We start from the raw sequence: 11,345 nt of genomic DNA on the forward strand, positions 1-11,345 counted from the left end.
GCCGACCGCCTCCTTTGTCCCTGCAGACGCAGGGACCCCTGATTCCCGACGCGCGGCCCCCTTTCAGGGCCTGACGCGTCGCGCTTCCCGCCGCGGCGGGAATGACGGAAGATTGCCATGCGCCTGCTGAAACTCGTCCCTGACCATACCAACATCGATTTCGTCCGGCTGCGCGGCTGGGCGTTCGGGCTCACGCTGATTCTGTCGGTGCTCGCCATCGGGATCACCTTCGCCAAAGGCCTGAACTTCGGCGTCGACTTCGAAGGCGGGCTGATGATCGAGGAACGGTTCGCATCGCCGCCGGATCTCGATCGCCTACGCGAGGTGGTGGATGCGCAGGGGCTGGGCGAAGCGTCGCTCCAGCAGTTCGGCGATCCGCGCACGCTCACCATTCGCCTCCCCGTTCAGGAGGGCGCGGACGAGGGCGCAACCAACGCCGCCGTGAAGAAGGTGGAGACGGCCATCTCCCAGGCGTTCCCGGGCGCGACGTTCAACCGCTATTCCACCATTTCCGGCAAGGTCTCGGGCGAGCTGATCCGCAACGGCGTGCTCGCCGTGGTGCTGGCCGTGCTCGGCATTGGCCTGTTCGCGATCGTTCGCTTCGAATGGCAGTTCGGCGTTTCCACCATCGCAGCGATCGTGCACGACCTGCTGATGACGCTGGGTTTCTTCGCGCTGACGCAGTTCGAATTCGACCTGAACATCGTGGCCGCGGTGCTGACCATCATCGGCTATTCGATCAACGACAAGATCGTCATCGACGATCGAATCCGCGAGAACATGCGCCGCTATCGCAAGATGGACATGCGCGAGATCGTGAACCTGTCGGTCAACGAAACGCTGCCGCGCACGGTGATGACCTCCGTCACCATTCTGCTGGCGCTGGGCGCGCTGCTGTTCCTGGGCGGCCATGTGCTGCGCGGCTTCACCGCGGCGATGATCCTGGGCATCGTGGTCGGCACCTATTCGTCGATCTATGTCTCGTCGTCGCTGCTCATCACCCTTGGCCTGCGCGCAAACCCGGCGCCGGAGAAGGTCAGCCGCGGCGGCATCGACAATGCCGAGCGGATCGTAACCCGCGGGGAGTGACGCGGCCGTGAAGATCAACCGCGATCGCGATGCCGGCGGGCCGGTCGTTCGCGGTTTCACGCGCACTGGCTTTCGCCTGGACGATGCCACGGTGCTCGATGCGGTGCTGATGACCGTGAGCGAGGCGCAGGCCTGGACGCCGCCCGCCTTGTCGGATCTGGACGAGGCAGCGCTCGCGGCTATCCTGACCCCGGCGCCGGAGTTCATTCTGATCGGTACCGGCGCCACCCTCGCCCGCCCGCCACGCGCGCTGGTGAATGCTCTTGAAGCGCGCGGCATCGGGGTGGAGGCGATGGACAGCCGCGCCGCCGCCAAGGCGTGGGGCGTGCTGCGCAGCGAAGGGCGGCAGATCGCCGCGGCGCTGTACCCGCTTGATGCCTGAGAGCGACGGCCCACTGGCTCTTCGCATAGCGGAAGTGGCCGAAGGACGGCTTGGCCCCGACTAAGCCAGTCCCTTTCCACGCCTCTCCAATAAGCCTACCCCAGGGCGAGGGAGAAAGAGGCGATGGCGACCGACAAGGGGACCGTATCTTTTATTGTTGATCAGCTGTCCGGGGCCGGTGACGTCACGGCGAAGCCGATGTTCGGCGAATATGGCCTTTATTGCGCCGGCAAGCTGGTGGCGCTGATCTGCGACGGGCAGCTCTTCATCAAACCAACGCCGGGTGGGCGGGCTTTAGTTCAGGAGTGCATGGAAGCAGCGCCGTATCCTGGAGCCAAGGCTTGCCTGCTGATCGATCCCGAGCTTTGGGACGATCGCGACCTGCTGGCGGCGCTGGTCGAGGTCACCGCGGCGGAGCTGCCGGCGCCGAAGAAGCGCGCGCCCCGCAAGACCAGGTCGGCGTAGAGGCCCCTCCCCCGAACGGAAGAGGGGCGCTGTGCGTCAGGCTGCCGCAGGCCGGCGGGCGAAGATGCCGAAGCCGGCGATCACGGCGTAGCAGATCACCGGCAGCACCAGGGCGAACGCCAGGCTGCCGGAGGCATCGGCGAGCGAGCCATAGAGCGGCGGGACCACAGCGCCGCCGACGATGGCGGTCGCGATCACGCCCGAACCCTCGGCAGCGCGTTTCCCCAGCCCTTCCGACGCGAGACTAAAGATGGTCGGGAACATGATCGAGTTCGCAAGCCCGACCGCGATCAGGGCCCAGCCGGCCGCCACACCGCCCATGTTCGCCGAGAACAGGATCAGCGCAATTGCCGCGGCCCCTGCCGTCGCCAGCACCTTACCCGGCGAAACGACGCGCAGGATGCCGGAGCCGATGAAGCGGCCCAGCAAGGCGCCACCCCAATAGAAGGGGACGTAATTGCCCGCAGTCTCAAGCGGCACGTTCCACACGGTCGGCTGCGCCAAATAGACCACCAGGTTCGACCCGATCGCCACCTCCGCGCCGACATACAGGAAGATGCAGGCGACGCCGAAGGCGAAGCGCGGACGCGATAGCAACGTCAGCGCGTGAAAGATCGAGCCGGTCTGGTCCTGCTCCTCCTGAAGCCGGTTGCGGCGTGTCCAGACCACTCCGGCGATGACGAGCAACGCCACTGCAAGGCCGATATAGGTGTGGACGATCGCCCGCGAGGCCTCGATCCGATACGCGTCGAGCGCCGGGCCGCTGAGCGTCGCCGCACTGACGCCGGCGAGGCTGCCGAGGATCAGCGTGGAGCCGACGCGCGGGAAAATGGTGGTGCCAAGCGAGTTGAACGCCTGGGCGAAGGTCAGGCGGCTGTGCGCCGTGCGGGGTGGCCCCAGCAGTGAAATCAGCGGATTCGCAACGACCTGCACCACCGTGATCCCAGCACCCAGCACGAACAATGCCAGCAGGAACATGGCAAAGGTGGCAGAGCTCGACGCCGGGATGAAGAGCAGGCAGCCGACGGTCATCAGGACCAGGCCGAGCGTCGCGGTGCGCATATATCCTGCCCGCCGAACTACCGCCGCGGCCGGAAGCGAAAACAGCAGATACGCCAGGAAGAACGCGGAATTGACCAGATTTGCCTGGGCGTGGCTGAGGGTGAAGAGCTCCTGCAGCTTCGGCATCACGATATCGTTCAGGCTGGTGATGCCGCCGAAGATGAAGAACAGCGCGAACACGAACCATCGCAGATCGGGCGCATCGACATAGGTGCCGTCCGCTCCTGCCGTTTCCTGAGCCGCGTTGTTGGCGTTGGTCGCGCCCTGGGCAAATGCCATCAAGAAAATCCCTTTTCGAGAACGCATAAGCGTTTACCTCGAAAAGCTCGCGGGGCAACGCGTCAGGCGTGGCGCGCGTACCACCATTGCACGGTGGCGGGAAACGGGGTCCAGACACCCGTCCTGATCCCGGCGTAGCGCAGCGCATCACCGATCCACGCATTGCAGGTGTGGAACGCGGTATAGCGGCCATATGCCTGATAAAAGGCGTCATTGCCGAAGTAGCCGGGGTAGCGCCTGCCGCCCCGGACCAGCGATGCCTGAACATAGGCGGCAAGACGGCGATATTCGGCCGGGCGGACGATTAGGCGGCGCACCGTCCGGTCCGACGCCGGCGCCGGTACGTGATCGACATGCACCAGCGTCTCATTGCTGCCCCAAGCCGCAGCCAGCACCGTGCGGAGCCTGAGATCGGCCCAGGTCGGCGTTTCGAGATAAAAGTCCCGCTCGCCCCAGCCAACGGAAATATGATCATGGCCGGCATAGCGGCCATCCCTCAGGTCACTGCCGGGGAAGATCGGCCGCCAGTCAACGCCGGCCGCCCGCTTGGGCATGACGATCCCGACATGAATGCCGTTCGACTCCACGTACAACGTCACGCCTTGCTCCGGCTCGCTCCAGGCCTTGTTCGAGGGGATTGCGCCAACGATCCACCCGGTGATCGGATAGGCAGCGATGAGGCTGAGCAAGGTTGCGGCAATGTCGAGGAAGCGGGAACGGCGCACCGTTTTAGCTTAGCAGCGGGATGGCTCCGGAGCCATGACGGCATGGCGATGGAAGTTTCGCAGAGGTTTCGTCCTGCCGAAGGTACTTCTGCCTCGAGAAATCAGCGCGATTTCGGGGCAGGCTAAGCACGATCCTTCCCGGAAGGCCGCACAGCAAAAAGGCCGCGTCGTGGTGGGCGCGGCCTCGATGTTCTCGCAGTGACCAGAAGCTCAGTTCGGGCGGCCGATCCCCGCGATGGTGCGGTTGATCAAAGTCCGGTCCGCATCGGCGCCGTGTCGTTCGGCAATTAATGCCGCGGCAGCGCTGGCAGCCGCGGCGGCCGTCTTCGCACGAACCTCTGCCAGCGCGGCGCGCTCGGCAGCGGCGATCTTGTCCTCGGCCATCTTCGCACGGCGCATCACCAGCTCGTCGGCATCCGACTTCGCCTTGGCAATGATCACTTCGGCCTCGTGATTGGCCTGCGCCGCCATTTCGCCGGCGGTCTTCTCCGCGTCGGCGATCTTGCGCGCATACTCATCACGAAGCGCTTCAGCCTCGGCGCGAAGCGTCTTGGCTTCGTCGAGCTGGCGGCGGATGTCGGCAATCTGGCGATCCAGCCCGCCGACGATCAGTGCCGGCACCTTCTTCCAGATGAGGATCGCGAACAGCACGATCATCGCCAGCGACACCCAGACGGTGCCGTTCAGACCAAGCAGCTCGGGATCGACATGGTGGTCCGGCCCGCCCTCCGCGACGCTGGTGCTCAGCGCCTCGGTGCCTTCGGCGCTCATGCCTTCTGCCTCTGCGGCATGCGCGAGGTTCTGCGCCACCTGGGCAGAGCCGCCAGCCGCGGCAGTCAGGATGATGAACTCAGCCATGTGCCATCGCCGCCTTCACAGCGCCCCTTGCTTCGTCCGCCGACACCTGCACGCCCGAAACGCGCGCCACGATGTCCTGCGTGGCTTCCGCCGCAACCGCCTCGATCTCGTCGAGCGCGCGCTGCGTGGCTGCCTTGATATCCGCCTCAGCCGCCGCGATCCGATCAGCCTGCTGCTGGCCAGCAGCGTTCAGCGTCTCTTCGCTTGCCTTGGCAGCACGCTGGCGTGCCTCCGCGACGAGCGCCTGAGCCTTCTCGCGATTGGCCTGGTCGCGCACGCGCCAGTCCGCCTCAACCTTGTCGGCTTGGTCGCGCGCCGCGGAAGCGGCAGCAAGATCCGCAGCGATCGAGTGATCGCGCGCATCGATCGTCTTCTGCACCTTGGGCAGCATGCCGCGACCCACGATGAAGAACACGGTACCGAAGGTGACGACCAGCCAGAACAGCTGGGACGCCCAGGTTGCGGCAAGTTGGGAGATCTGAGGCATCTTGAACCCTTAACCTCCCGTCCGTCCGCGCCTTGCCGGCCCGAACACCGCACCACGCGGGGCGGAATGGGCCGGGGCCGCGCGAACGGCGGAGGATCCGTATCGTGTTAGGCGACGAAAACCAGGATCATCGCGACAACGAACGAGAGCAGACCGAGAAGCTCGGCACCGGCGAAACCGATGAAGAGACGGCCCTGCTGTGCGTCGGCCGCACCCGGGTTGCGCAGCGCGCCCTCGAGGAACTTGCCGAACACGTTGCCCACACCGAGCGAGGCGAGGCCCGCACCCACAGCGGCCAGACCGGCGCCGAGCAGCTTTGCGGCTTCTGCGTCCATTTCAGTAACTCCCTATCAAAATCAAAAGGTTGGATTGAACAATACGAGACTTAGTGCAGATTGACCGCGTCGTTCAGGTAGAGCGAGGTCAACAGCGCGAAGACATAGGCCTGGATCCCGGCGACCAGCAGCTCCAGCGCGGAGATGCCGACCATCAGGCCGAAGGAGGGAATACCGACCAGCAGGCCGATTCCGGCACCGGCATTGCCAGCGTTGATCACGAAGCCCGCCAGCACCTTCAGCAGCACGTGGCCGGCCGTCATCGCGACGAACAGTCGCAGACCAAGGCTGAACGGGCGCACCATGAACGAGACGAACTCGATCAGCGGAATGACCGGCAGCAGCCACCAGGGCGTGCCATGCGGCACGAAGAGGCTGAAGAAGTGCAGGCCGTGACGCCAGAAGCCAACCACCAGAACGATCGCGAACGAGAGGATCGCGAGAATGCCGGTGATGGTGAAATGGCTGGTGAAGGTGAACGGATGAACGCCGACCACACCCAGCGGCAGGAGGCCAAGGACGTTGGCGAACAGGATGAACATGAACAGCGAGAAGACGTAGGGAACGTAACGCTTTCCCTCCGGCCCGATGTTCGATGCCAGCATGTTGTCGATGAAGCGAACCACGCTTTCGACCATCACCTGGCCACGGGTGGGGATAAGTTTGCCCTTGGTGCCGAGCGCCATGAAGGCAATCAAGCCCACCGCAGCCACCGCCATCCACATCGCCGAATTGGTGAAGGCGATGTTGTAGCCGGCAATCTGCCAGTCCTGAGTGCCGAACAACGGCTCAACCAGGAACTGGTGCATCGGATCGATCTTGCCGCCGCCTTCCGCCACGCCTGTTTCCCTTAACGAAAGCGCCCGATTACTTCGGGCGCTGGCTAGAAATCCGAATGATGTTTCTGAACGCGACGATCGTCCCGAGGGCGAGCATCACGAGCAGACCCCAGGGCTGCGTGCCCGCGAATCGGTCGATCACCCAACCGATCAGCGCGCCGCCGACCATCCCGCCGATCAGTTCGGCCAAGACGCGGTTTCCGAGGCGATAACCGCCGTCGGATTCCGCCTTGCCCGCCCCTGTCCGGTGCGCCTCGTCCGCTTGCGCCGCCTTCAGCCGCTCATCGAGCGAGGTGAGACGTGCATCGGTGCCGAGGGTGTCTGGTCCGGGCTCGTTTTCTGCCATCCAAGCATCCCCCAGTGTTTTTGGGCAGGCGCACGGAAGCCAAGTGGCGAGCCCGCCAAGGCACGGCTCGGTTAGCCGGGGGGTCCGGGGGTGTCAACACTCCCGCAACCTCGTGTTCATGTTGCCGAAACATGGGAAAGGCGTCGCGAGCGTCGCGGCGGTGGCCCCATCCTTCCGGGCTTGTGCCGGTGTTCGGCGCGCCTTCAACTCGCAAGGCGCGACTGTGGAACAGGCGAGATGCCGGCGCCTGGCCGGCATGCCCGCGACGGCGTTAACAGGGGTTCCGACTGATGGAAATCAAACGCACCGCGGGTCGCGAGTCGGCGCGCCGGCACCGCGAGTCGCCCATTCGCCCGAAGGAGTACGATACTTTTCTCCGGACGCTGTCTGCTGAATGAGATTGCAGCCGCTGGTGAAGGCCAATTGCTCCACGGTCGCGCCCGACGCCTGCGCCTTCTGCGTATAGGCCGCCTTCCGCTGAATGTTGATCGCGTTGACCAGCGCGCGCAGATCCGCCGAGCCGGCCCCCACCACGCCGAGATAGCCGTCCGGCTGCTCGCCCACCTGCCCCGCGGCACGCGCGGCGGCATAGGCCGGATCACGCTGCGCGAATGCGGCGGCCGACACGCCCGTCAGCGCTATCGCCGCAGCTGCCATCACCATCGTTTTCGTACGCATCGTCAAAAGATCCCCGGGTTCTGCTTGATCAGCGACTTGGCCTCATTGTCGAGGCGATACACCACTTCCTGCGTGACGCTGATGTTGAGGTTGATGACGATCGGCTTGTCCGGCGCGGCGACGTTGACGCATCCGCCTGTCACCACACCCAATCCGATCGCCAGCCTCTTCATCATCACCACCAACGTCGTGCGCCCCTGATGCTTCGTCAATGTTTCGCTCCTGGCATAATATCGCTTGCGGGCGGCTGAATGGTTGGCGGTGAGGCGCGCTTGTTCTGTTCCTCGAGCAACGCGGGCAGGTTGCGGTCGATCAGGCGCTTGGGATCATAGAAGCTGGCGGCCGAATCGATCAGGCCGCGGAAGGGTGCCTTGATGCGGACGTTGAACACGAACGGCAGCTTCTGGAGGCGGCGGACGAGGAAGTTGGACTTGGCCCCCTCCCCCTGGCTGACGCCGGCGAAGCGCACCTCGGTCACCATCTCGCCGGCGAGCGGCCCGTTCATGACGATCTGCAGGTTGCGGTAGCGCAGTGAGCGGAGCGCCTGGAAGGCGATGTTGCCCCAGGTGCCAAGATCCTTTTCCGTCAACTCGCCGAGATAGGCGAGGCTGCCGCCGCCTTCGCGCACGACGAGCGTGCCATTCTCGATCCGGCCGCCCGATTGATCGAACACCATCGGCAGCTCGCCATCGAACACGCCGGTCGCGTCGAGGTTCTTGAAGTCGAACTGCGTGAGGAACTGGCGCGCCTCGGCACCGTCGACGCGAAAGGTCATGCGGCGTTCCTGCGGCGATGAGAAGTCGAGCAGGGTCGGCTGAAGCGTCAGCGTGCCACCGGCAAAGGGCCAGCGGCCGCCGTTGACGCGGATCTTCAGGTGGCGGAGCAGCTGGTAGTCGATCCGACCGTCGGTGACGGCGACGCCGGGATTGATCTCCGCGACGGTGGCAATCTGGTTGGGAGCGGATTCGATGCCCAGCAGGTCGGTGAAGCGCACCTCGCCCTTGACGCCGGTGACCGGGCCGAAGGCGGCGGCGAGATCGAGCTTTTCGGTGCCGAAGGTGCCAGTAGAGGTAACCCCTCTTGGCGACCAGGCGATATCGCCCTGCCCGGCGACACGCCCCTTCACGTCAGCGATGACGCCGAACGTGAGCCGCGTGAGCTCCTCGGGCTGGAAACCATCGCCGAAGGTGATGCCGGGAACGGCGAGGTGCGCGGCGCCTTCCCCGCTGGCAAGCGCGTGGCGAATGGTGACATCGGCGACCTTCACGCTCTTGGCGGGTTCGTAGAGCGTGCCCTTGGCGGTGATCGCATTCCCGGCGAGGGTGAGCGCCACGGCACGCGCCGCCAGCGTGTTGAAGCGCGGGCTGTCCGCCGCGTCGTTCACGGCAAGTGCGCCATCGAGTGTGAGCGCGCCACCTTGAAAACGCCAATCGCCAGCGGCGTCGGAAAGGAGCAGCGGCACGTTGCCGATCTGCCCAGCACCGCCCGCGAAGGTGCCAGCGATCGCGCCCCGCGCGACACGGCCGTCCAGGGTGGCGAAGTCGAGGCGGGTTACGCTGCCCGGTCGGCCGATCCGGGCGGTGACATCGGCGAGCGCAATGGCAGCGGCGGCATGGCGCCACTCCACGCTGCGACTGGCGAGAGCGAGTGGCGATCCGCCCAGCGTACCGTCCAGCTTGACGCCGGCGGCGCGGACGCCGCCGCCGATCCGGCCACGATCGAAGCTGAACATGGCGCCATCGATCGGGCAGAGGGTCACTGCCGTATTCGCCAGTGCCAGGCCCGAGAGTGTCAGCCTGCGGACGCTCGCCGGAACGCAGGTCGAGTTCGCCGACACCCGACCATTATCTACACGCAGGGCGAGCGGCAGGCGCAGCGTGTCGATCGCGCCACCGCTCAGCGGACCCGATAGCGTCGCGACGGTGGCGAGCCGCACGCTCCCCGCGGGAGTGGCGGCGAAGCGCATGGGGGTCAGCGCAAGACTTGCGCCTTTCGCTTCGTAGCGGGCGATCGTCGCAGTGCCCTCGACCTGGCCACCGGGATGCGACTGGGTGAGTGCGATGCGGCCGGTGGGTAGCCCGCCGCCGCCGAAGCGCAGCGTGCCATCGGCGCGAAATCCGCCCCGCTCACCCAGCATCAGCCCGGCGCCCTTGCCGAAGCTGGCGGAGGCGCCTGTTGCGGCCCGCACCGTCGCGCTGCGCATTGTTATGAGCGGGCGGGCGTCGGCGGTGCCGAGCGCGAGTTCGGCGCCCAGATCGAACCGCTCCGCCGCTTGCGCCAGCGCCGTGGCGGCAGCGCCGGCGAGCGGCTCCAGCGGCGTGCCCGCTGCGCCTGCCGCTGCGCTGACCACGCGCGCACGGGCGGGCGCCGACACAGCCATGTCGCTGGCGTCGACCCGCCCCGCGGCCAGTGCACGTCCGGCGGCGACCCGCCAGGTGCCGGAAAAGGCGAGCGCCTTGGCGCCTATGCCGCTTGCTGCCATTCTCTCGCCGCGCAGTTGCGCCTCGCCTTGAGTGCGCTTGGCCGACCCTTCAAACCCGATCCGCCCGCCGAGCGCCGCCAGCCTCGCCCCAGGCGCGACGACCGCCGCCGTCCGCAGCGCAGCAGACCCCTGCCATTGGTCGAGCGCCGGGCTCAGCGCGACGTCGATGCGCGCTTCGGGACGGGCGACGCGGGTGTCACCGCAAGCGAGCGCGGCAAGGCGAACGGGGCCGGCGATCCGCGGGGCGGCATCGCGCACCGTAAGCTTCAGAAAGGCGGTTGGGCGGCGGGTGGTGCAGCTGCCGACAGACAGGTCGCCGCTGACCGCCGCGAGCGTGCCGCGGAAGCCATCATCGAGCCGGCCCCGGCCCGAAAGGCGCAGGCCGACGACGCCTAACGGCGTGGTGAGGCGCATGCGCGCATCGTTCACGGACAGGTCGATCGCCGGGAGCGCGAAGGGCTTCCCCGACGGTTCCGGCAGCAGCCGATCGAGTGCGCCGAGCGAGACTTTCCCGTCGACCAGCGCGCCGCGCAGCCGCACGCGGCCGGCGCGCACCGCCGTGACACGCGGGCGACCGGCGATCGAAAGGCGCGTCTCGACCCAATCGGCGACGAGATCGGGGTTGGCGGGATCGCCGATCACCACGTTCGTCAGTCGCTGGCGCTGAAAGCCGAGATCCTCGATTGCGTAACGTGCGGGAACGCCGCTGGCAGCCAGACTGCGGTCAATAAAGCGGCTGGCGATCGGCACACGGGCAGACCACAGGGCTAGCAGGGCAGCGATGATGAGCAGCGCCAGGATCAGCAGCACACGCGCGAGGCGGCGGCGGCGTGGGCTCCGGTCCTCCTGTGCGGCTGTCACCTTGCTCCTTCCGGTGCGCGAAAGAGCGGTCTCTCTAAGGAGGAAGCGCAGTGGTTGGAAGCCTCACCCCCCGTCGTCACGCCGGACTTGTCCCGTCATCGCGCACGCGTGATTTCAATTGTTGCACCCTCGAGCACGGGCGCGAGCGACAGCGCCGGTGGAGAGTTCGGTTCCGGAGCGAGGCCGGGATGACGAGGCCCAAGAGCTGATTGCACCCGCCACCCTCCCCGCCTAGCCTCAGCCGCATGGCCGACAGCGATCCCGCCGCCACCGACAATCACGGCCATCGCGCGCGGCTGCGGGAGCGCTTGCTGCGGGGTGGTGGCGAGGCGCTGCTCGATCATGAGCTCATCGAATATCTGCTGGCCCTGGCCATCCCGCGCCGCGACACCAAGCCGCTCGCCAAGGCATTGCTGCGCGAGTTCGGCGGGATCGCTGTCGGCCATGCGGCTGAGGC

13 protein-coding genes and 1 pseudogene are annotated in these 11,345 nt (G+C 66.5%); 4 read left to right on the top strand and 10 right to left on the bottom strand.

The genetic code is table 11. From position 1 onward, the window contains the following. The first annotated feature begins 117 nt into the window (after positions 1 to 117). The 3 genes from secF (at position 118) to AX702_RS05325 (ending at position 1,936) form a co-directional block, all read left to right on the top strand. The gene (gene secF / locus AX702_RS05315) at positions 118 to 1,089 is read left to right on the top strand and encodes a protein translocase subunit SecF (protein WP_066777051.1); all 972 of its coding nucleotides are present in this window, start codon (positions 118 to 120) and stop codon (positions 1,087 to 1,089) included. Positions 1,090 to 1,096: 7 nt separating this feature from the next. Then, positions 1,097 to 1,471, top strand: coding sequence for an Mth938-like domain-containing protein (locus tag AX702_RS05320; protein ID WP_066777054.1), 375 nt, complete (start codon positions 1,097 to 1,099; stop codon positions 1,469 to 1,471). A gap of 123 nt (positions 1,472 to 1,594) precedes the next feature. Then, positions 1,595 to 1,936 carry a TfoX/Sxy family protein gene (locus tag AX702_RS05325; RefSeq protein WP_066777057.1) on the top strand — a complete coding sequence of 114 codons (342 nt, stop codon included), beginning with the start codon at positions 1,595 to 1,597 and terminating at the stop codon, positions 1,934 to 1,936. Between the two features lie 36 nt (positions 1,937 to 1,972). Here the strand turns inward: AX702_RS05325 and AX702_RS05330 are convergent, their stop codons facing one another. From AX702_RS05330 to AX702_RS05375, 10 genes are all read right to left on the bottom strand, one after another. Next, entirely contained in the window at positions 1,973 to 3,277 is a 1,305-nt protein-coding gene (locus AX702_RS05330) for a sugar MFS transporter (protein WP_066777059.1), read from the bottom strand. Between the two features lie 62 nt (positions 3,278 to 3,339). Beyond that, a complete protein-coding gene (locus tag AX702_RS05335) occupies positions 3,340 to 4,002 on the bottom strand; it encodes a TIGR02117 family protein (protein ID WP_066777064.1) in 663 nt (220 codons plus the stop codon). A gap of 210 nt (positions 4,003 to 4,212) precedes the next feature. Further along, a complete protein-coding gene (locus tag AX702_RS05340) occupies positions 4,213 to 4,860 on the bottom strand; it encodes a F0F1 ATP synthase subunit B family protein (RefSeq protein WP_066777067.1) in 648 nt (215 codons plus the stop codon). After that, the gene (locus tag AX702_RS05345) at positions 4,853 to 5,347 is read right to left on the bottom strand and encodes a F0F1 ATP synthase subunit B family protein (RefSeq protein ID WP_066777070.1); all 495 of its coding nucleotides are present in this window, start codon (positions 5,345 to 5,347) and stop codon (positions 4,853 to 4,855) included. The genes AX702_RS05340 and AX702_RS05345 overlap by 8 nt, the downstream gene beginning before the upstream one ends. Before the next feature lie 107 nt (positions 5,348 to 5,454). Continuing rightward, positions 5,455 to 5,682: a F0F1 ATP synthase subunit C gene (locus tag AX702_RS05350; protein ID WP_046409264.1), complete on the bottom strand. Its 228-nt coding sequence runs from the start codon at positions 5,680 to 5,682 to the stop codon at positions 5,455 to 5,457. Between the two features lie 50 nt (positions 5,683 to 5,732). Further along, the gene (locus tag AX702_RS05355) at positions 5,733 to 6,521 is read right to left on the bottom strand and encodes a F0F1 ATP synthase subunit A (protein ID WP_066777072.1); all 789 of its coding nucleotides are present in this window, start codon (positions 6,519 to 6,521) and stop codon (positions 5,733 to 5,735) included. Between the two features lie 28 nt (positions 6,522 to 6,549). Next, positions 6,550 to 6,867, bottom strand: a complete 318-nt coding sequence (locus AX702_RS05360) for an AtpZ/AtpI family protein (protein WP_066777074.1) — start codon at positions 6,865 to 6,867, stop codon at positions 6,550 to 6,552. A 297-nt stretch (positions 6,868 to 7,164) separates the two neighbouring features. Further along, positions 7,165 to 7,545, bottom strand: coding sequence for a YdbL family protein (locus tag AX702_RS05365; RefSeq protein WP_066777077.1), 381 nt, complete (start codon positions 7,543 to 7,545; stop codon positions 7,165 to 7,167). 2 nt (positions 7,546 to 7,547) lie between these two features. Beyond that, complete coding sequence (locus AX702_RS05370) at positions 7,548 to 7,757, bottom strand: YnbE family lipoprotein (protein WP_066777079.1); 210 nt, start codon at positions 7,755 to 7,757, stop codon at positions 7,548 to 7,550. Then, positions 7,754 to 10,888 (bottom strand): intermembrane phospholipid transport protein YdbH family protein, encoded by a 3,135-nt coding sequence (locus AX702_RS05375; protein WP_066777082.1) that lies wholly within the window; start codon positions 10,886 to 10,888, stop codon positions 7,754 to 7,756. The genes AX702_RS05370 and AX702_RS05375 overlap by 4 nt, the downstream gene beginning before the upstream one ends. Before the next feature lie 245 nt (positions 10,889 to 11,133). On the opposite strand from AX702_RS05375, the pseudogene AX702_RS05380 reads away from it, so the two are divergent. Then, positions 11,134 to 11,345 (top strand): annotated as a pseudogene (locus tag AX702_RS05380) (hypothetical protein); the annotation flags it as partial.

The organism is Sphingomonas sp. CCH5-D11 (assembly GCF_001557395.1).
Taxonomy (GTDB): domain Bacteria; phylum Pseudomonadota; class Alphaproteobacteria; order Sphingomonadales; family Sphingomonadaceae; genus Sphingomonas.